Below are 19,835 nucleotides of genomic sequence, written 5' to 3' on the forward strand. Positions count from 1 at the left end.
GGAACCATATGAAACCATTTCAGCTTGTAATGCCGATGCTTGTCCTGGCAATCAACACAGCGTTCGCGCAAGAAGTGCAAGCGCCACAAAGCGGCGAGATGCTCCCCGGCGCTGAGCCGCAGACGTTGCAGCAACAACCAGTGCAACAGCAACCAGCCCAACAACAAATGCAACAGCAACCTGCACCGCCTGTGCCTGGTCAGTGGGTTCAAGTGAAAGGCCCGGGGGTTCCTGGAAATTTTCCAGTGCCGCCAGGCCAAGCCAACACCAATGTAAATCCTCAGATGCAAAATGCGTTTCCGCAAACGAACTACGGCGCCGGGAATTACGCCGTAGGCGGTCAACCCCAGAACAACGTTGTAAACCAGCCGCAGCAAAATGGAGTCGCACCTCTGCCTCCATTGGAGGCACCAACTGGATCTACCGATTTTGATGAAGCCATGAAAGTCGTGGCTCCTTTTGCTCCTGGGCAAATTCGAGAGATGCGGGGAAGCCTTGAGGAAACGAGAAAAGCGAAAGCCTATCAACCCGTTAGAGCTATCCCGAGAATTACGAGTGTCTCCGTAGACCTCAGTCCAGGCGCATCGCTCCCAGTACTACGAGTGATGCCAGGTGAGATTTCTAACTTGGTAATCCTTGACTCAACCGGCGCGCCTTGGCCCCTGGCAATCACACCAAGGATTTCCAAAGATGACATTTTTACTGCCGAATGGATGAAAGGTTCGCACGTAGTCGTGGTGTCAACTACCTCCTCCTACGAATCAGGAAACCTCGCGCTTTTTCTGCAAGGGGCAACGACACCCGTTGTAGTAAAACTCGTTACTGGGGAACCTGACGGAAAGGGCGAAAAATCACGAATCGTTGATGCCCGCTTGGACATGCGGATCCCTGGCCGAGGTCCCAACGCCAAAGCACCGCTGATGGGGCCGGGGAAAATTGCTCTTTACGACGACACCCTTCAAGCCTTTCTTGATGGCATTCCGCCCAAGGATGCAAGAGCTGTAGTTGCGCACGGGGATGTTCCTACGCACACAAAAGTGTGGCAGTACAATGGCGACATCTTCGTGCGCACGCAGCAAGACATTCAAACGGCATTCGATCAAAGCTTAGCCTCAGGAGATGGAACCAAGGTCTATCGGCTTCCAGCAACTCCGTTCGTAACACTGTCTCAAATGGGCCAGTCAGTTACCCTTCAACTTGACATCAACTGAGGTCCATATGAGTACTCAAGCTGATATTGGTCGCCAAACCAAAGTTATTGTTGCCATCATAGCAGTAGTGGTCATCGGTGGCGGCTATCTTGCTTATACTTGGTTCCAAAACCACAATGTATCCAACTCTTCCATTCGGGGTATCGCTACAAACGCGAAGGGGACAAAAATGGAAGAAAGTGAACAATATCGTCAGGTCCTTAACCGATATAATCAGACAAACGCGCAGCAAGCTGAGTCTAGCGGTGGGTCCTACATGTCGGTAATGTCTGCACAGTCAGTTAAGCCCGAAACAAATAGTGCGACTCCACAGCAGCAGCCGCAACAAGTTACCTACTATTACCACCAGCCACAGCAACAACAACAGGTAGTAACGCGGAATAAAGAATACGATAAGCAGGTTGCCGAACAAGTAAAGGGATTGATGGCAGCATGGGTTGAAAAGCCGCACTCGTCAGGAAAAGTGAGTGAAGATGAAGCCTATACGCAATCGATCATGCCAGCATCCTTGGCTGTTGCGGGCGTATCAGGAGCGTCTAATCAACCAGCAAGTACAGCGAAAGCGCCGGACGTAGTGGTTGTACCTGGGTTCACGCTTGCGCCTTCCATTCTCAAAACTGAGATTGATACTGACGAAAATTCAATGGTGCGTGCGGAGATCGCGACTGGCCCATTTGCTGGAGCCGTTTGTTTTGCGATGGGTTACAAACGCATTAATGAAACTGTCGATATGACGTTCAGTTACATGGAATGGAAAGGCCACTCCTACAAAATTAATGCTAAGGCTGTGGATCCCGACAGCATGAGAACCGCACTTTCGGGCGAAGTGAATAACCGTTACTTCCAACGCATCATCCTTCCTGCACTTGCAGTTGCGATAGGAAAGACAGGCCAGCTCTACCAGCAGTCGAGCGCAGAGAATATTATCACCAGCGAAGGCGCAGTGATTCAAACCTATCCAGAAACACCAGACGGAGCAGCAGTTGCTGGAACATTTGTGGGTGGCATAGGACAGCAAGCCGGCAAGGTTCTCGCAAATGACGCCGCTAATATGCCGCAGAAGCAAGTAATCAGACCATTAGGCACAACAATCGGTATTCAATTTATCGGTCCGGTCATGGCCAGTGATGCGTTGGATAAAAATGCTATTCAGGCAAACCAAAAAGACGAATTGAACAACTTGAGCCAGCCTGCTGGACAGCCTAAGCCTCAATATCGCTTGTCGCCTAGCGCAACAGGCAGCGGGGACGAAGAGGGTATGAGCGGCAGTTATCCGGGTTACACACCAGGACTTGGCCAACCCAACATTATGAATTCGACTCGATACTGAGTCTGCGCTGAAAGGATGCCAACATGACAACTCAGACAGCGGGCGACATTGATGTATTTGCTTCCACAGCCCGGAAACCAGGCGTAGTTCAACCGGACGCAGATCCGAAACCGACTCAAGAAGCTTCGCCTAAAAGAAAGATGAGTTCTTTCGTAGAAAAGGTGAAGCCGTGGCACTTCATTGCCGTTGTCGCTGTGGTAGCTGCGATCTGGATCTTCGCGCCGAAATTTCTGCATTCAAGTGCTTCGATCCCTCAGGGACAACAGTTCACAGCCCAAAAAGCCCAACCTACGTACGAAGCGTATGAGCGTTCACACCCGGCGAACCCGGTTGAAGAGCCCCAGAACCCTCCAGCAGCTGTCAGCCAACAACTGGATTTAATCCAGGTTCAAGGCCAAATGGAGACTTTTGCCAAAACCACATCTGAGCTCCAAGGCCAGGTCCGTGAACTTCAGGCGAAAATTGCTGTGCTGGAGTCCCGGCCTCAAGATGCTGCGCCCAAGGCTAAAGATAGAGTCCAGGTCGCACGGAAACAACCTGTCGCCGCGGCTAGTTCCACTTCCAAGGCTCTCGCTGGATACAGCATAAACACCGTATATACAGATCAGGCCTGGCTGCAGCACGACCAGAAAACTTTCGTTGTCCAAGTGGGTGACGCTTTTGATGGAATCCGCATTCTTCGCATTGATCCAGTATCCCGCCAGGTTGATACAAACCTCGGCGTGATCCGCTAAGGAGTAAGTCATGGATCTCGCGAGCATGATCATTGCGGCAGCAACCTCGCTGACCGGTGTGATGTGGGCACTTCTGTGGAGCCTTGGCGCCTTAATAGGCATCCTCTACGCAGGCACAGTGCTTCGCAGGATGCAGCTCGCCAGTATTCAACCAGGAAGGCGTCCAATTTCTGCTGGCGGCACTATGATGGTCCTTATCATTGGTGCACTGCTTTTTAACCTCTCAGGGACGATTGGTACCGTCTGGACGACTTTCTCAGAAGGCCAATCAAATTACGGCGCTATCTCTTGGAGCGGTGCAGAGCAGTTCGGTAAGTTCAAAGAGGCTGTGAATGCGGTACTAACTCTTGCAAGTCTTGCTGGTGGGTTCTTTTGCTTTAAGGGTTTATTGCTTTTGAAAAAAGCAAGCATCGATGGTGAGTCTTCCAACGGTGCAGACGATTTGATCTGGCGTGCTTTGACTCACTTAATTGCAGGTGCTGGCTTAGTTCACGTCGACAAAATGATCGATGCGTTTCAAGAAACATTCAAACTTTATTGGTAGCCAACAACGGAGCGTTCTCATGAAAATAAATCCTTTTGAAGCAGTCGGTGATGCTGTGCGTAAAGCTCACGTGCATCTGATCACCAAGACCGATGAATACAGCCGTCATCCGGTTCAGCGTCGCATCATGATGGCAAGCGCAGGCCTGACCATGACAACCATGTTTGTTGCGCAAGCGCACGCAGATGGCTTTGCCGATATGGGTACGAAGGCAGCGGACCAGGGCGACTCCTTAAAAGACAGCATAGGCAAACTTTTCGCCGTGATGGGGTTTGGTGGCGCGGGCTGGGGAGGCATGAACATGTGGAAAAAAACTCAACAAGGCGAAAACAGTCGCGTTACCGGCACCCAAATATGGGGCCCGTTACTGGGCGGCGCGGCGCTCGGCGCAACTGGTTTCATGATGACTACTGCAGGTGAAACAGTAGGTATCGATGCCGGGCAGCAGGGCGTTGTACCTTAATTAACAGCAAGAACAGGCAGCCTCACAGGCTGCCTTGGAGGTTTGATGAGCAGCGTTGATAATCAGACAGACATGGTAGTCCCCGATGCATCGCTCGGTCGAAACTTCGAGCGGCCAGCGCTTCCCGACATGACCTTGTCTACCAAAGCTCAAGTTTGGGGTGACAAAGAGCCGGGCTCGATGGAGCCTGGTAAAAAGTTGTTGAGCATCGAATTGCATGCTGAGGTGATACGCGAGAGCAAACATCGCTGTTACCTTTGTGGGTTTCCTTCGCAAAGTTTGGAAATCCACAACCTCAACCACAACCATCAGGATGTACGTAAGGAGAATCTACGCGCCGTAGATGCTCTGTGTCATGGCTGGCAGCATCTGGGGGAGTTGGGAGAGGGAAACGCATTCATTGGATACCTTCCAGGGCTAGTTGCTCAGGATGTAAATAATCTACAGCGATGCATATTAGTCGCCTTGGAAACTGGTGATGATGAAACTAAAGCCGATGCCAAAAAGTTACTGAACTGGCTCGCTTCACACAGGCAGTACACCGAAGCCGCGTGGGGAACTTTCGAGCTTAGTGTATTTGCGGACGCATTAGTAAAAATGGAGGGAGTCGGTGCAGATGTTCACGGTGTTGTGTTTAGAGATCTTGCGGTAATTTTTAACCCTGGGACCTACAGCGCAAGCGCTCAAAAATGGGCTCATGATGCTTATAAATCTTCACCTACAGCATCCTGGCCTAACTTGTATCACGAAATTATGAATGCGCCGAGCTGAAGGGGAAGGGTATGGGAGTTCTGGAGAAATGCGTAGATGCTGTTGAAGGTGCAATTGAGTACCTTGCACGCCATATCATTAACAAAGACATGACAAGCTACTGCGAACTAATGACCGCAGTAGGTGTGACCGATGAAGACATTCGGCGTTCTCCAGATCTGAAGGACCCGTACACGTTGGTCAACAATGGATACTCACTGCTGACCGTTTTTGACCTCCAGGGCACTTTTCAGATGCTCTCAGAGGATGAATTTTCCGCAATGATTGACTCGTTGCGCGTCCGCATGACCGGTTACATGAAACGTTACGGGCATTCGCTGACCTTTTCATTTGAACGCGATCCTGAGCGCGCCAAAGATGAGTTGATGCGACTCGCGGAGCCATTGCTTAATACTGCACGTCGGATTGGACTTGATACCGAGGACATTATTTTAGATCGCGTCATGCGAAACTATCCATTGTGCTCTTGGGAACAGAATATTCTCGTTGTGTATACCCACTTAAGCGCTATGAGTTCAGAGGAACAAAACCGCGAGATGAACGCGCTTACTAAAAACCTAGCTAAGCATGATGTTCCTCGGACGCAATTTGGGCAAAATCCTGCGTTTGCCCTTTCAGCTTTGAAATATCGTCACGACACAATGGTCAAGCGCTTGCAGGATGATTTTGCAAACTGCGGAGTCGATGGGCAAAAAGGGATCATGATGAAGCCCCTTACTGCGCATGAGGCTGTTAAGCGAGTCAGAATTATGATTAACCGTGAAGGTACTTCTCAGAAATTCCGCCCATCCCTACCTGGTGATCGGCATATCCCGAGCGGACCAGAGCGTTCTGACGACTATTCAGATCTGGTGCCTCCGCGCTTGAGCTACCAGATTTGCAGCAACAATGTTGAGCCGGATGGCAACTTTATTCGTACCGATAGACTCTGGCATGGGTCCTTCGGTATGGAACTTGGTCCACAGGATCCTCTGCCATTTAAAGAACTTTTTAGCGCAGTAGATCGGGTGGTGCCATGGCGCATTCGATTTGACCTGAATCCCAGTGGGCTCAATGAAGTACGGATGCGCCGGATGGTTGCAGGCTTCGTAGGGTTATTGCCAAGCAACCGCTCGATACGTGAATCCTTTGCTGACCTTGAGAAACTACAAAAGGAAGAGGCAATTCTTTCAATGAAAGTGGCCGCTTCCACATGGGCTGAGGACAAAGACACTGTTAAGCAGCGTATGTCCTCCATGGAAAAGTCTCTCCAGTCTTGGGGTACATGTCAGGTTAGCCAGAACCACGGCGACCCGATGGCCGGACTTGCATCAACAATTCCGGCATTCACCACCAAGAATACGGCGAATCGTTTGCTGCCCCCACTGCAAGATGCTTTGGCTATGCTCCCCCTGCAACGTCCTGCGACACCTTGGGCAGAAACCGGTTCATGGATCCTCAGAACCCCTGAAGGCAAGATCTATCCTGTAGGTTTAGGCAGCAGCATCCAAGATACCTGGATCGAGCTGTTCTCAGGTATACCTGGTTCCGGTAAGTCCGTAACGGTTAACACCATGAACAACGCTGCGATCCATCGGCCGGGAGCGATCCAACTTCCTCTGATGACTATCGTCGACGTTGGTCCGTCCTCTTCCGGACTTATCCAAGTCATTAGAGACTCGCTACCTGATCATCGGAAAAACGAAGCTGTATACCTCAAGCTGCAAAACAGTGTTGAGTACGCGGTTAACCCCTTCGATACCCAGCTCGGCGCGCGCGAACCAACAACACGCGAGCGGGAGTTTCTCGTTGATTTCCTTAACCTGCTTTGCACCGATACCGATATCGGCCGCGCACCTGCCGAGGTTTCGCGTGTCAATGAGCGCCTCCTTACCCTGGTTTACGACGACAGAGCTGAGAACGGGGCCAATCAATACGAACCCGAGGTCGTTCCGCTCGTAGACAAGATCCTTTTGGAGACCGGGATTCTGGCGGAACATGACGAGAAATGGTGGTCCACTGCGACTTGGTACGAAGTGACAGACATGTTGTTCGCTGCGGGCTATGTTCAGGAAGCGACCATTGCTCAGCGGCAAGCGTCGCCGGTGCTGGCTGACTTCAACTCGATGATGAACAACGAGAGCATTCGACAAATGTTTGGGACCATCCAAACGAAAAGTCATGAGCCTCTGCTCAACTACATGTCACGTTGTTTTGTGGTTGCTACTACGAGTTTTGCGCTGTTCTCGGGGCGAACCAGGTTCGACCTGGATGCAACAACCCGTGTTATCTCAATCGACCTTAACGACGTCATCGGCTCTAAAACTGCTGAGGGAGCCATTAAAACGTCCTGCATGTATCTCTTTGCAAGACAGCTGGCCGCAAAAAACTACTTTCTCCGAAAGGAGGAGCTGGTGAAGGTCGTTCCAGAGTTATATGCGGAATATCACATCAAGCGTGCAGACGATGTGGCCTCACAACAAAAGATTATCGCTTATGACGAGTGGCATAACACTTCTGGACTTGAAGCTCCAGTTCAAACCGTCATTAAAGATGGTCGCGAAGGTCGTAAATGGGGTATCCGCATCATTGCAATTTCCCAATTTATGGGTGACTTCCCACAACCCCTTTTGGATGCATCGACGTCGGTGTACGTGCTCCGCGGTGGGAACCGGAGTGATGAAAAAGTACTTCGTGAATCCTTCCAGGTCTCCGACCAGACCATCAGCGAGCTTCATCGAAAATGTGTCGGGCCGACCGAAGAGGGCGCAAACATGCTCGCCATTTTCAAAACCAACCAGGGCACCATCACGCAGATCCTAACGAACACCACCGGTGCTCTGGAGCTATGGGCTTTTTCTACAACCCAGCAGGACGTTTCGTTACGAACCGCGTTGTACAGCCGACTTGGCTCGATGGCGGCACGCAAGGTACTTGCCGCCAGGTTCCCCCTCGGTACCGCGAAAACCTACATTGAGCAGCTGGAGCTGCAAGCCGGCGCAGAACAAGCGAAATCGGTAGTCATGAACCTCGCAGATGAGATGACAGCCGAGTACCGAGCAAGCCGCAAAGCAGGAGCGCATATCTAATGAACGTACTCAAGTTTTCCCCTCTTGCACTTGCAATGCTGACGGTAGGAATGTTCGCCTCCAAGCCTGCCTACGCTATTTGCGACGGGTGTGTGGTTGGCGCGGTGGAAACCGCAAACCTCAGCATCACATTGGCCGTTAACGCAACCACGGCTGCTGTCGGAGCCATGGCAACGTCTGTAAACACAATGCTGTACCAAGTCGGTACCGCTGTGACTCAGGGCAGCAGCAAAGTCGCTAATACCGTCGAAACTGCAGCCAGGGTTGATAGGGAGTTTGCAGCGACTCAAGAAAAGAACCGTCGCTATGAGGATGCACGTCAGCGTTACTACGTCTCCAATGCAATTTGCAGCGAATCCGCCTCCGGTGGTGCTATCGATGTCAAAGCAAGTGTAGCTGCTATCAAAACAACTATGCGGTCTGGTGGTGGTGGCAAAACTGAGAATCGCAAAATTGCACAAGCATTGACGTCGCCGGCACCGCCGAGCGAGATCGATTCCATGCGTTCAGCGAGCATCCACGCTGACTACTGCGACACGGATGACTACGCTGCATATGGTGGGGCCACTGCGTGCCCGAGCGTGTCGACCACAATGCCAGGTGCCGACAAACGCCTCGACTCCGTGATGATCGGCGCCGGTCCTAATGGCAAGACTGCTGATCTCACTTTCTCTCAAGAGCAGACTGACGCTGCGCAGATGTATACCCAGAACTCTGCTCGACGATCGATCGGCAGCCAGCTTCGCAAAGGCGAAGCTGAAAGCGAAGCTGGCTCGCAGTACATTGGACTCATGAATCAGTACAACTCGATCCTCTCGGCTGCTACTGATCCGCAGGACCAGCTGGTCGCTGATAGCCAACCAAACCCTGCGACCAAAGATCTGCTTGTCGACACGCTCAAGTCCTCCTCGGCCCAAGCGTACTACATCAAAACCGCGTCTACTCAGGCTAAAGCAACCGGCACGATGTCGGCCCGGGAATTTGAATCGTTTGAAGTCGGACGTCGGTATGCCAATACCGAATACCAAGCAGATTTGCAGAACATGGAAGGTGACAACCTGCTTCGCGAACAGATCCGTGTGCAGTCTCAGACAAATTGGTTGCTGCTTGAGCTGCGTAACGACGTCCAGCGTGGGAACGTGATTAACGGATTAAACCTCGCTAGCGGTGCACGCTCGGAATTTGAGCCGATCCTTAGCCAAAAATACCGGGCTGTATCTGGCCATATGGGAGGCAGCAACTGATGACGGAACAACAGTCATCCAAGTCAAGGCAAGCTGCTTCTGTAGCGCTGCGCATCCTCCTCCCGTTCTGGTCCATGAGGCAAACCGTTCGGCTTGCAAAACAGGAAGCTGCCAAGACAAAAAAAAATTGGGCAACCATCAAAGAAATGTCTGCTGAAGCTAAACAGGCGTTGTTGCGCGGCGATGATGAAGAGTCTGCTGAAAGTAAACCGCTGACGTTCGAGGAAGCGATGTCCAACCGCAAGCCAGGTGCGATGTCTGTAGAGCAGCTGCACCTCTATTTCTTGCGTAGGAAGCGTACTGCGCTGCTTGCAGGGTCGATCTTTTGGTTGCTGGGATTGATCGGAATCGTGACCGGGAGCATCGATGGTTCCACGAAAATAATTATCCAAAGTTTCTTGTCGATTGCGGCAGCGACTCCTCTTTTGTTCGCGCTCGCATTGAGCGCTCAGTTTCGCTTGTGGCAATTAGAAACCCGTCGTCTTTCCGTGAGTGAAAAGGGGGGGTTGAATGATTTCCTGAAAGAAAATCCAAACTGGTTGCTGAAAACGCTGAGCCCTCAATATGGCAAATCCAAAGGAGCACGGCTATGAAAGCAATTGCGAGTAAGAGCTTTTGGTTCCTGGTTGCGTGGTTAGTGTCTCTGCCAACTTGGGCAGCAGATGGAACAACCATCAGCGAGATATCAGCCGCGGCGAAAAGGACAGGGGATAAGTCCCGCGAAGCGCTGGTGGCTATCTATGGGAATGTCGTCAATAACCCATTAGCCGGAGGTGACACCAGCGGCGATACCATCCTTGCAAGCATTTTCCAGGTCTTCAATGGCGCACTGTTGGTGGTTGGGGCGATCTGGGCTTGCTATATCGTCTTCCGCAAGCTGACCCGTACGGCTCATGACGGTTCAGTATTCGACAAACAGCAAACGACCATCTGGGGGCCTGTACGCCTTGTTTGGGGGTTGGTCTCATTGGTACCAACTGCCAGCGGTTGGTCGTTATCCCAGCTGCTTATGCTCTGGGGTGCCTCCGTCATGGGGATCGGTATTGCAAACCTCGGCGTCGATAGCGCGATGAGTGCATTCACCGACGGAACATCGATGGTCGTTCAACCCGTCATGCCTTCGACAGTTGGTCTTGCGCACAGCGTTTTCGAGGCAAATCTTTGCCTTCACGGTATCAATGCCGGCATTGCTCAAGCTCAAGCGAGCGGAGCCTTGGTGACCCAAAACGGATACGTGCAGCAATCCGCGACTCAAAGCGGCTTTATCCTCAAAAACTCCAGCTTCGTCTGTGGTGGTGCTGATATCCAAGGCGATCTGGAACCTCAGTCGGTTTCCACTGACTGGTTCGGCGGCACCATTGATGTATCAGATATTCGCCAGGCCCACCTTGCTGCCCTTCAGGCCATGCAGGCAACCCTAAGCACTACCGCTCAAAATTTCGTAAATGCTGTGATACAACGTCAATCAGGGACCACTGCTTCCCTACCTGACATTGAGATGGCCGTTCAGTCTGCATCACAGGCATACGAGAACTCTGTCAACAGCGTGGCAGCTACCAAACAGGGCAATATTGGTGAGCTGGCCAGCAAGATGAATTCAAGCATCAAAGAGGCGGGATGGTGGACGCTGGGGGCCTGGTACCAAACGTTCGCACAAGCAAACACTAAGCTCTCCGATGCTATGGCTGCAAAAGCGTCAGTGTTCGGCATGTCCTCTGGTGGGGATCCAGCCATCGTAAACGTCTACGCCTCTGCAATGACGGCGTACAAGGCTCAGCAGGAGACCTCAACCTTCACCAGTACCTTGGGCACTCAATCCAGCGGTGACTATTCCAAAGGGGCTGGTGGTGCCGATGCGGGGAGCATCATTGGCAGTATCTTTTCCGCACCTGGTCAACGGATTGTCAATTACCTGGTCGACGTCAATGCCGGCGGTGAAGGCATGGGCCAAGTGAATCCGCTAATCAAAATGAAAAATCTCGGCGATTACACTATGGTGGCGGCCGAGACGGCCTTGGGTGGATACGTAGCTGCTAAAACGCTTGAAAAGGTCAAGGATGGCTGGAGTATCGCCGGTGCCTTCTCGAAGGTTGCGAACGCAGTAAGCTCTGTTGGTGATGCGCTTTCAGGGGTGCTTGGTGCTGTTGGCCCATTCATCATTATGCTCATCATCGCATTGTTTATTCTGGGCGGGACTCTCTCTACCTACCTGCCGATGGTGCCCTTCATCATCTGGTTTGGCGCTGCAGTTAATTGGCTGGTTGTGGTTGGCGAGGCTGTTATCGCGGCACCTCTTTGGGCTATCACTCACCTGACCGGTGAGGGTGATGGTATGGGGCAAAAGACAACCCACGGTTACATCTTTCTGCTCAATGTGATGGTGCGGCCGATCCTGATGGTTCTGGGCTTCTTTCTCGGTGGGGCAGCTCTGATCGCCGGCGGCACGCTGCTAAATCAGTTGTTCGGTGTGGCGCTGGCAAATGCGCAGTTCGACTCGACCACGGGGCTGTTCTCGATCATTTTCTTCCTGACTATCTACTGCTCAATGTGCTTGAACCTGGTGCATAGCTGCTTCAACCTGATCATGATTGTCCCGGACCAGGTCATCAACTGGGTAGGTGGCCACGCATCGGCAACCATGGGCCGTGATGATAACGAGAAGATGAAAAATGCCATGAACGTGTTCGGCAGCAAGTTGGAACATCTCGCGCCGCGCCCTGGGCCTGCTGGAGATCATAGAAAAGGGACAACAGGTGGTAACGGTATAAGATCTTAGGAATGACTAACGGGGCCTCTTGGCCCCGTTATCAATAGGGCTTTGACCTGTCAAGAGGTCGTGGTAGGATAAATTATAGATTCCGTATCGTATATCTGATACGAAAAAATGGAGATCATTATGAATATTGCATGGTGGGTTCTTCGACCGTTTTACCTGATGGGACTGGTACCGGTCGTTCCAGTCGCCTTGATCGCCTGCTTCGACTACCGCCGCGACCCCGACGTTGCAGGGATGTTGATTGTTGCTGGATTGCTCTACGTTGCGCTCGGGTACTTTTTGTTTGCTGCAGCACCAGGCATGTTGCGGCGCCGCTTGGAGCGACGTGTAGAGCGTTACAAACGTGAAGGTTTCAAACCTCGCTACGAAGCTTTTTCCGTGGCCTACAACCGGTATGTAGGTTTCGACCCGGTGGCAAAGAAGGCCTTGTACTTCGATATCACCACCGGTGGGGTGATGGTGGATTTCGACCAGATCGATAGCTGGGAGCTTAGCCCCGACAAAAGCCCTCATCCGCTGCTCAAACTTGTTACCCGCCTTCCAGATCTGAGGGAGATTGGTGTGAGAATCAATCGTCCAGGGGCTTGGAAGTCCGATATGCATACGTTGTTCGGGTGAACCGTACGACCGATCTACTCAAAGGAATGGAGCTTTCCATGACGTTTAAACTGACTGCGCTGTCTCTCGCAGCTTGCTGTCTCATGGTCGGATGCGACAAACCAAACACAGACCACGCAGCGCCTGCTGATTCCTCGGGGCCGTCTTCATTGCTCAACAGCCCTAAAGTCAGCAGTACGCCGCAGTCTAACCGCCCACGTGCAGTGCAGGCTCCTAGCTCAGCTGACACCTCAGTGTCTTTGAACGAGTACGTCGACCTCAATACGCTTCCAGGTGGTCAGGCGCTTACGTACCTGGTGCTGGCCAAGTCTGCGAGCAGCACGACATCCGAGCAGAAACTGAGCTGGTTATCCCCGGAATATCAAGCCACCTCGGACGCCTTCAAAAGACAGGATATCGAAAAGGCCAAATGGCCGGCGATACAGGCACAGCTGAACGGCTACGCCAAAAACGATTATTACTCTCTCCCGATTAAAGGTTCATCGGTATCTGAGGGTATGGGAATGCAAAACGTCATGGTGGGTTCCTACGACTTCGCCAGTTCTACATTTCCGATCACCAGCTACGGCCAGTACTGCTGGGCTAACCCGGTGCGGAATAACGTAGGAATGAACCTGCAGATCCAGCCTTCCCAGTTCCCCTGCAGCATAAAAATCGCAGATCAAAATCAAGCCCGGGAGATCGAGCAGGCGAGGGCGCAGGGCACACTCGATTTGCGGGGTACGCTGTACCTGTACATTCCAAAATCGTCCGGCATGACAGCTGCTGGTGAGGTTGTGCACGGTGTCATCGAGCTGCGCGATCGTCAGTCTTCCAAAGTACTAACGACCGTCAATTTGTGATGGCCACCGAACCCACCGGAGGTGCTTATGAAGCAATTAGTGAACCGCGAGCCCTGGTGGGAGTTACCACCGAAGCCTGGGCAAAGTGAAAACGACTGCAGTTGGGGCTACCTGGAGCAATACGACGACGGTTCGTTCAGGTTCGACAACACCCAAAGGCCAAGCGATCAGGAAATTCGTGCCCGCAAAGGCTGTAGATCAAACCCGAATCGTGACGGCGTCCCCCCCCCAGAACGATTGAGCAATCTGAAAGGAGGCACCGATGAGTGCATTGAACGTCCAAGACTGGCAGGCGGTCCTGAAGAACATCGCAGACCAAAATCGCCATAGGCTGACGGGAAGTGAATACAAGGAGCTGGTCGGCCTCATCGATGCCCAGCCAAAGGATGTAGAGAGCCTGGTTCAAACCAGAAAGCTCGTTGCCCAGCTGGCACAACACCAAGGACCTGATGCTCCAGCCCCTTTCCGGGATCCTGGGCATAATCGTGCATTCCAGGTTGAATCGTTGCCGGCAGCCCCTGCAGAAGGCGATGAACGTCTTCGCGAGCGAGTAATAAGCGGTTCACGGATTTTCGCATCCCGTGAATACAACCATACTTCTGAAGCCGCGCAGCTCAATGAGCGTGGTGAAATGGGACGATTGGTGCACGGGCACCGCCTCGATGTTATGCACAACACTGAGGGGCCAGGTGATAGATTCGACGTGTTCCAGGTCAAAACCTCTACTCACATCCCATACAGCACTGGTATTCCCGGTAACCCTGTAGACGGTGAGCGCAAGGCGCACGGACAGTTCAATTCATTCGCAGAGGCAGGCGCAAGCATCGATGAAACGGTAGGGGTTAAACGCCACTCGCAGCTGATCCGCGAACGTCAGGCTGAACACGGAATCCACGTCAAAGAAGCACCACCTGCAGTACCTAAGGCTCCACGACCGGCCTAACGATCTTCCAAAATAAAAACCGCCAAGAGGCGGTTTTTTTGTATGGTGCGCCCAGCATGGGCGCAATCTTGCGGGTGAAAGTCCCGCCGTAAGCTGGCCACAGTGAACGAAGTGAAGCGCAACTGCATGAGGGTGACCGAGTGTGGGGAGGAAGCGTGAATCGAAACCGTGAGCCGATGAACAAGAACCGGATATAAGGCGATGCCGACCAGGGCGAGCGGGCCATAAATCGCGAAGCTCTTGTGGTCAAGGGTCAGGCAGCGTAAATCCGGCGGTTGTGCGGGGAAGGATTGCGTTCTTACCTGGGGAGATCTCGCCTCGTGCCTGAAAGGGCGACGGCGCCAGCCGGAGCGAGAAGTCAGCAGAGGCCGTAGTAGTCTTTTTTTTTTGACGAAGGGCCGAACGAGAGAAAGCGTCATAGGCCATGTTGATGCGAGAAACCGGAAGTCAGATGCCTGCCAAACGCGGTGCGGATGGAGATAACGAGCGGTGAAGCCGTGAGAAGTCCTGTCAGCGACGAGGTCAATCGCCCGCAAAATGAACCCTATAACGCAGGGCAAGGGCTGCTGGAACGGGCCTTTGCGAGAGAAAATGCGGATTCCACGCCATCCGGACACTCAGTCCACCAACATCCGGACACTCGTTCCACGCTCATTCGGACAGGCAGTCGGAGCGCAGCGACGCAGGTTTGCATTGTTAGTCTGAAGCCCCAGTTACAGTCAATTTCGTTGTGCGCCTGCGCAGCGATTCGCCCTTCAGTTCGATCCGATAAGCGTTGTGCACCAACCGGTCGAGGATCGCATCGCCCAAGGTTGGATCGCCGATCAGTGCATGCCATTTGTCCACCGGCATTTGACTGGTCACCAGTGTTGAGCGGTTCCCGTAGCGGTCGTCCAGCAGTTCCAACATGTCGCGCCGTTGCGGTGCAGTAAACGTCGCAAGACCCCAGTCGTCCAAAATCAATAGGTCAGTCTTGGCATAGCCCGCCATCAGCTTGGCGAAGCGACCATCACCGTGCGCCAGGCCCAGTTCTTCCATCAGACGCGGCAGGCGCAGGTAGCGCACGCTGTAGCCGTCCCGGCAGGCCTTGTGGGCCAGCGCGCAGGCGAGCCACGTTTTGCCTACGCCAGTCGGGCCGCCGATGATCAGGTTCAGGCCATCGCGCAGCCATTGGCCGCTGCCCAGTTGCAGGATCAGCGACTTATCCAGGCCACGCGGGCTGCGGTAATCGATGTCTTCCAGGCAGGCGTTGTGGCGCAGTCGGGCTGTTTTGAGGCGGGTGGTCAAGCGCGCGTTTTCACGCTCTGTCAGCTCGCGGTCGACCATCAGGCCCAAGCGCTCATCGAAGCTGAGGTCGTTGATGTCGGGCGTCGCGTGTTGCTCGCCTAGCGCTTTGATCATGCCGTGCAGGCGCAGGGTTTGCAGCTTGTCCAGAGTCGGGTTGGGTAGCATTTTGATGCTCCTTTTTCAGGTCAGTGGTAATAGCCAGGGCCACGCAGGTTGATGTGTTCATCGGGCAACAGCGGCAGGTTTTGTTGGGCCAGCGGTAGCTTTTCCAGGCCTTGGCGCAGGATCGATTCGAGGCTCTTGTAACTGCATGCGCCCAGTGCCAGCGCACGCTGGCAAGCGGCCTCCAGCCGCGCTTCGCCGTGATGTTTACCCAACCGCAGGATGCCTAGACAGGCGCGGAAGCCGTGCTGCGGATGGATTCGGCGTTCGAGGATGTAGGCGATGACGCCGGCAGTGTTCGGCCCGGTCTGCTCTGCCCAGCGGATCAGTCGTTGCGGCGTCCACTCGGCGTGTTCGCGGTGACTCTTGGGCATGTGCTCGATCTGGGTGGTGTGACGGCCTTTGTGTGGCGAGCGCCGGTGGCTGGCCACGCGTTGGTTGGCGTGGAAGCACTCGACGGTCTGCGCGGTCAGGCGCACTTCGAGCTGGCGCTTCACCAGTTGGTACGGCACCGAGTAGAAGTGGCCATCGGCCTCGACATGGTAATCGATGTGGACACGTACCTTTTTCCATTCGGCGTAGACGTACGGGTGCTCTGGGAGCGGTTGCAGTGCAGGTTGGTCGATGGCCTCGAAGGCTGAGCGGCGCGAGCCGGGAAGCTTTTTGAAGGGCCGTTGGTTCAGGCGTTCAAGCAACACGCCGATGGCCGTGTTGAGTTCGCCCAAGGAGAAAAACTGGCGGTTGCGCAGTGCCGCCAAGATCCAGCGCTCGACGACCTGCACACCCACTTCGACCTTGGCTTTGTCCTTGGGTTTGCGGGATCGGGCAGGTAACACGGCAACGCCGTAGTGCTCGGCAAGGTCACGGTAGCTGGGGTTGATGTCCGGCTCGTAGCGATGCGCTTTGGTGACGCCGCTGCGTAAATTGTCCGGCACCAGGATCTGCGATGTCCCGCCGAGAAAAGCGAAGCACCGCGCATGAGAGCCCAGCCAGTCGGGGAGTTTCTGCGACCAGGTGGCTTCGGCAAAGGTGTAACTGGAGGCCCCGAGCACCGCGACGAAGACCTGCGCCTGGCGGATTTCGCCGGTGCGCCGGTCAATGATCGGCACGGTTTGGCCGGCGTAATCGACGAACAGCTTTTCACCCGCGCGATGCTCCTGACGCATGACCACGTCGATCTTGGCAGCCCAAAGGCGGTAGTGCTCGCAGTACCAGCTGTATTGAAAACCCTGGGGTTGGCTGAGGCGATATTCCTGCCAGAGCAGGGCCAGAGTCACGCCGGGGCGGCGCAACTCGGCATGTACCCATGCCCAGTCAGGCATCGGGCGTTGATCGCTCGGCACCGGCACTGCCGGTGGAAACAAGCGTCGGTTCAGCTCCGCATCAGAGATATCGATGGGCCACTGAAGCCCACTGGCAGCGAACCGGCAAAGGTAGTCTCCTGCACTCGAATGGCCAATGGATAAGCTTCTGGCGATCTTGCGCACGGACAGGCCGGCGTCGAACTTTAGGCGTAGTACCTCTCGGATTTTACGCATGGATATACGCTCCACGACGACCTCTTTGCTTCGAGAAAAGAGGTCGATGGTAGTGAAAAACCCTGCGTCGCTGCCTGCCTTAAAGTGTCCGGATAGCCGTGGAATCGGTGTCCGAATGCTCGTGGAATGAGTGTCCGGATCAGCGTGGAATCAGTGTCCGGATGTTGGTGGAATGGGTGTCCGGATGGTCATGGAATCCGCAAGAGAAAACCTGAAACGGGCGTGGAAACGGGTCAAGGCCAACAAAGGTGCAGCCGGAGTCGACGGTCTGGATATTGAACAGACGGCCGAACACTTGCTGACTCAGTGGGCGGCGATTCGTGAACAGCTTCTATCAGGTATCTACCGGCCCAGTCCGGTACGCCGAGTGGTCATTCCCAAACCCGACGGCGGCGAGCGCGAATTGGGTATCCCGACGGTCATCGACCGTTTGATCCAACAAGCGTTGCTGCAAGTCTTGCAGCCATTACTCGACCCGACTTTCAGTGAGCACAGCTACGGCTTTCGCCCGGGACGCTGCGCGCAGGACGCCGTTTTGGCGGCCCAGCGCCATGTGTCCTCAGGGCGCAGAGTGGTGGTGGATGTTGATCTGGAAAAGTTCTTCGACCGGGTCGACCACGATATTTTGATTGATCGTTTACGCAAGCGGATTGCGGATCGGGCGGTTACGTACATACGTGCATTAAGCTTTTACCTTCAACTTGTCACCAAAAAAGATGTCGATCAGCAGTTTGATTCCCAACGCTACAAATGCGCAATTCAGGGCCGACTCCATCAGGCCGCGCTCGAGCTCTCGGCCGCTGAATTGCAATGCCATTCCGTAGAAAATGAGCCCGAATATGACAACGTAGGCCACAACCATGCTGAGTCGGCGGATACTGCGAATAAGGTTCAACAACACTGGGTTCATAGCGACTCCATGCCTCGTTTAGAAGTGAATTTGGCGGAAATTGGCGATCTGACCTTTTTCAAGCATGCGTACCGCACCGCTTGTTTGAGGACGAAGGTACTTCAAATCTTTGATATCGATCTTCAGCTTGCGAGCAGCCTCATCCCAGTCGGCAGTAGCAAGGTTGAGCAGCAAAAGCGTGCCGGCATTCTTGATGAAGTCGGAGCTGAAGTGCGCAGGGGACTGACCGGCCAGAAGTATTGCAAGGCCGAATTTACGCATCTCCGTAACGACAACGTTGATCGGATTCGAGGCGTCTTCGTCATTGAATTTTTTTGACTCATCCAGGACGATCAAGCGGCGAAGTTTTCCATGGGATTCCCCACGCTGCATCATCTCCCGGATGATTGCACGCATCCGGAACCTGACGAACATTTTCAATTCATCCTCGGACTGGGCGAGGGGTTTGATGTTGTGCCGGCGAATCCGAGCGTTGCCGAACGGTGGGGGATTTGGATTGAAAATTCCGGTTGCGATCAGGTTCTCCAGTCGAGTAATGACGCTCAGCATTACATCCTTGCTGTGGTACTTCATCGCATCATCAAACTCTCGCCCGGTCTGCAGGTTGTTCAAGAACGTTTGGTGAGCTTCAGCGGCCTTCGTCTTCGCTGTATCAAGTCGTTTTTCCAGAGCTTCGATATCGGAGTCGTCGTTTCGCCCCTGTGACTTGGCCAGATCTGAACGTCGCTTGTTCATCGCAGCCATTGTTCTGCAGTAGTCTTCGAAGCAGCTCAGAGCTTGTTTACCGTCATCCTGGTCATCAATTCCCATCCAAAGGGCGCGCAACTTCCGTTTGGCCAGCCTCACGACGTCGGAAAGGGTAGGGTAAACGCCTTTCAGCTCGGCCCAGCGCTTGTGCTGGATGATGTCTTTGATTTCGTCATCCGTCGCCTCACGGCGCTGCCATGTGTGAGGCTTATCAACATATATTCCGCGGGCTGCGTAGGCATCCGTTAGAAGGTGGCGCAGAACACCTTCTTGGTTCCCGCCGAGCTTTCTGGATGTGCTGTTCATGGCTTCAATCACATCATTCACAGCCCTCCGCACCCCACCGTAATGGGGGTCGGTGTTCAACACCAGCGGGTTGAACCCGTAGCGTGTCGCTTCGCTGAAAAGGACGGTTTCTGCACCAGGTATCTCGATGTCTCCGTGATAGTCGAAAATATCGATCTCTACCTGTTCGTCCATGTTGGTGACGAACTCTCTGATCCAGTGCGTCTTGCCGGCGCCGGAGGTTCCCGCAACGCCGACGTGGTGATTCGACACTGCATCAGGACGCCAGTAAATAGGCAGCTCGACCTGGTCCTTGGTCAGTTTCCAAAAGTCATTGCCCAGCTTGATCGCTGTCATCGTGC

The 19,835-nt window shown here is 53.7% G+C and carries 17 protein-coding genes and 2 pseudogenes; 15 read left to right on the forward strand and 4 right to left on the reverse strand.

The window, feature by feature from the left end; all coding sequences use genetic code 11:
- Positions 1-8: 8 nt before the first annotated feature.
- The 14 genes and pseudogenes from ELQ88_RS00350 (at position 9) to ELQ88_RS00415 (ending at position 14,544) form a co-directional block, all read left to right on the forward strand.
- Positions 9-1,211, forward strand: a complete 1,203-nt coding sequence (locus ELQ88_RS00350) for a DotH/IcmK family type IV secretion protein (RefSeq protein WP_228761518.1) — start codon at positions 9-11, stop codon at positions 1,209-1,211.
- A 7-nt stretch (positions 1,212-1,218) separates the two neighbouring features.
- Entirely contained in the window at positions 1,219-2,541 is a 1,323-nt protein-coding gene (gene traO, locus ELQ88_RS00355) for a conjugal transfer protein TraO (protein ID WP_138962837.1), read from the forward strand.
- A 23-nt stretch (positions 2,542-2,564) separates the two neighbouring features.
- Entirely contained in the window at positions 2,565-3,275 is a 711-nt protein-coding gene (locus ELQ88_RS00360) for a hypothetical protein (protein ID WP_138962839.1), read from the forward strand.
- Positions 3,276-3,285: 10 nt separating this feature from the next.
- Positions 3,286-3,819, forward strand: coding sequence for a conjugal transfer protein TraQ (gene traQ, locus ELQ88_RS00365; protein ID WP_138962841.1), 534 nt, complete (start codon positions 3,286-3,288; stop codon positions 3,817-3,819).
- Positions 3,820-3,838: 19 nt separating this feature from the next.
- Entirely contained in the window at positions 3,839-4,282 is a 444-nt protein-coding gene (locus ELQ88_RS00370; RefSeq protein WP_138962843.1) for a DUF6750 family protein, read from the forward strand.
- A gap of 45 nt (positions 4,283-4,327) precedes the next feature.
- Positions 4,328-5,053 (forward strand): HNH endonuclease, encoded by a 726-nt coding sequence (locus ELQ88_RS00375; RefSeq protein ID WP_138962845.1) that lies wholly within the window; start codon positions 4,328-4,330, stop codon positions 5,051-5,053.
- A gap of 11 nt (positions 5,054-5,064) precedes the next feature.
- Positions 5,065-8,121: a conjugal transfer protein TraU gene (locus tag ELQ88_RS00380; protein ID WP_138962847.1), complete on the forward strand. Its 3,057-nt coding sequence runs from the start codon at positions 5,065-5,067 to the stop codon at positions 8,119-8,121.
- Positions 8,121-9,365 carry a conjugal transfer protein TraW gene (traW, locus tag ELQ88_RS00385; RefSeq protein WP_138962849.1) on the forward strand — a complete coding sequence of 415 codons (1,245 nt, stop codon included), beginning with the start codon at positions 8,121-8,123 and terminating at the stop codon, positions 9,363-9,365. The genes ELQ88_RS00380 and traW overlap by 1 nt, the downstream gene beginning before the upstream one ends.
- Positions 9,365-9,958: a hypothetical protein gene (locus ELQ88_RS00390; RefSeq protein WP_138962851.1), complete on the forward strand. Its 594-nt coding sequence runs from the start codon at positions 9,365-9,367 to the stop codon at positions 9,956-9,958. Before traW ends, ELQ88_RS00390 begins: the two co-directional genes overlap by 1 nt.
- On the forward strand, positions 9,955-12,141 hold the full coding sequence (locus ELQ88_RS00395) for a DotA/TraY family protein (protein WP_138962853.1): 2,187 nt from the start codon (positions 9,955-9,957) through the stop codon (positions 12,139-12,141). Before ELQ88_RS00390 ends, ELQ88_RS00395 begins: the two co-directional genes overlap by 4 nt.
- 120 nt (positions 12,142-12,261) lie before the next feature.
- Entirely contained in the window at positions 12,262-12,759 is a 498-nt protein-coding gene (locus tag ELQ88_RS00400; RefSeq protein ID WP_138962855.1) for a hypothetical protein, read from the forward strand.
- A 38-nt stretch (positions 12,760-12,797) separates the two neighbouring features.
- Entirely contained in the window at positions 12,798-13,601 is an 804-nt protein-coding gene (locus ELQ88_RS00405) for a hypothetical protein (protein ID WP_138962857.1), read from the forward strand.
- Between the two features lie 27 nt (positions 13,602-13,628).
- Positions 13,629-13,811, forward strand: a pseudogene (locus ELQ88_RS34440) (hypothetical protein); the annotation flags it as partial.
- 52 nt (positions 13,812-13,863) lie between these two features.
- Entirely contained in the window at positions 13,864-14,544 is a 681-nt protein-coding gene (locus tag ELQ88_RS00415) for a hypothetical protein (RefSeq protein WP_138962859.1), read from the forward strand.
- A 696-nt stretch (positions 14,545-15,240) separates the two neighbouring features.
- Here the strand turns inward: ELQ88_RS00415 and istB are convergent.
- Positions 15,241-15,996 carry an IS21-like element ISPre4 family helper ATPase IstB gene (gene istB, locus ELQ88_RS00435; RefSeq protein WP_138962861.1) on the reverse strand — a complete coding sequence of 252 codons (756 nt, stop codon included), beginning with the start codon at positions 15,994-15,996 and terminating at the stop codon, positions 15,241-15,243.
- A gap of 20 nt (positions 15,997-16,016) precedes the next feature.
- Positions 16,017-17,531 carry an IS21 family transposase gene (gene istA / locus ELQ88_RS00440; protein ID WP_138962863.1) on the reverse strand — a complete coding sequence of 505 codons (1,515 nt, stop codon included), beginning with the start codon at positions 17,529-17,531 and terminating at the stop codon, positions 16,017-16,019.
- Positions 17,532-17,703: 172 nt separating this feature from the next.
- Between istA and ELQ88_RS00445 the strand changes: the two are divergent.
- Positions 17,704-18,228, forward strand: a pseudogene (locus ELQ88_RS00445) (reverse transcriptase domain-containing protein); the annotation flags it as partial.
- Here ELQ88_RS00445 and ELQ88_RS34255 read toward each other — a convergent pair.
- Together ELQ88_RS34255 and ELQ88_RS00450 are read right to left on the reverse strand one after the other, a co-directional pair.
- The gene (locus ELQ88_RS34255; RefSeq protein ID WP_172689279.1) at positions 18,214-18,441 is read right to left on the reverse strand and encodes a hypothetical protein; all 228 of its coding nucleotides are present in this window, start codon (positions 18,439-18,441) and stop codon (positions 18,214-18,216) included. The pseudogene ELQ88_RS00445 and the gene ELQ88_RS34255 sit on opposite strands and share 15 nt — an antisense overlap.
- An 18-nt stretch (positions 18,442-18,459) precedes the next feature.
- Complete coding sequence (locus ELQ88_RS00450; protein WP_138962865.1) at positions 18,460-19,830, reverse strand: hypothetical protein; 1,371 nt, start codon at positions 19,828-19,830, stop codon at positions 18,460-18,462.
- Positions 19,831-19,835: the final 5 nt, after the last annotated feature.

The organism is Pseudomonas sp. MPC6 (genome assembly GCF_006094435.1).
Classification (GTDB): Bacteria; Pseudomonadota; Gammaproteobacteria; order Pseudomonadales; family Pseudomonadaceae; genus Aquipseudomonas.

What these genes read in the sequence shown, in the direction of transcription:
- ELQ88_RS00350 (WP_228761518.1), top strand. Translation starts at nt 9, where the DNA reads ATGAAACCATTTCAGCTTGTAATGCCGATGCTTGTCCTGGCAATCAAC.
- traO (WP_138962837.1), top strand. Translation starts at nt 1,219, where the DNA reads ATGAGTACTCAAGCTGATATTGGTCGCCAAACCAAAGTTATTGTTGCC.
- ELQ88_RS00360 (WP_138962839.1), top strand. Translation starts at nt 2,565, where the DNA reads ATGACAACTCAGACAGCGGGCGACATTGATGTATTTGCTTCCACAGCC.
- traQ (WP_138962841.1), top strand. Translation starts at nt 3,286, where the DNA reads ATGGATCTCGCGAGCATGATCATTGCGGCAGCAACCTCGCTGACCGGT.
- ELQ88_RS00370 (WP_138962843.1), top strand. Translation starts at nt 3,839, where the DNA reads ATGAAAATAAATCCTTTTGAAGCAGTCGGTGATGCTGTGCGTAAAGCT.
- ELQ88_RS00375 (WP_138962845.1), top strand. Translation starts at nt 4,328, where the DNA reads ATGAGCAGCGTTGATAATCAGACAGACATGGTAGTCCCCGATGCATCG.
- ELQ88_RS00380 (WP_138962847.1), top strand. Translation starts at nt 5,065, where the DNA reads ATGGGAGTTCTGGAGAAATGCGTAGATGCTGTTGAAGGTGCAATTGAG.
- traW (WP_138962849.1), top strand. Translation starts at nt 8,121, where the DNA reads ATGAACGTACTCAAGTTTTCCCCTCTTGCACTTGCAATGCTGACGGTA.
- ELQ88_RS00390 (WP_138962851.1), top strand. Translation starts at nt 9,365, where the DNA reads ATGACGGAACAACAGTCATCCAAGTCAAGGCAAGCTGCTTCTGTAGCG.
- ELQ88_RS00395 (WP_138962853.1), top strand. Translation starts at nt 9,955, where the DNA reads ATGAAAGCAATTGCGAGTAAGAGCTTTTGGTTCCTGGTTGCGTGGTTA.
- ELQ88_RS00400 (WP_138962855.1), top strand. Translation starts at nt 12,262, where the DNA reads ATGAATATTGCATGGTGGGTTCTTCGACCGTTTTACCTGATGGGACTG.
- ELQ88_RS00405 (WP_138962857.1), top strand. Translation starts at nt 12,798, where the DNA reads ATGACGTTTAAACTGACTGCGCTGTCTCTCGCAGCTTGCTGTCTCATG.
- ELQ88_RS00415 (WP_138962859.1), top strand. Translation starts at nt 13,864, where the DNA reads ATGAGTGCATTGAACGTCCAAGACTGGCAGGCGGTCCTGAAGAACATC.
- istB (WP_138962861.1), bottom strand. Translation starts at nt 15,996, where the DNA reads ATGCTACCCAACCCGACTCTGGACAAGCTGCAAACCCTGCGCCTGCAC.
- istA (WP_138962863.1), bottom strand. Translation starts at nt 17,531, where the DNA reads ATGCGTAAAATCCGAGAGGTACTACGCCTAAAGTTCGACGCCGGCCTG.
- ELQ88_RS34255 (WP_172689279.1), bottom strand. Translation starts at nt 18,441, where the DNA reads ATGAACCCAGTGTTGTTGAACCTTATTCGCAGTATCCGCCGACTCAGC.
- ELQ88_RS00450 (WP_138962865.1), bottom strand. Translation starts at nt 19,830, where the DNA reads ATGACAGCGATCAAGCTGGGCAATGACTTTTGGAAACTGACCAAGGAC.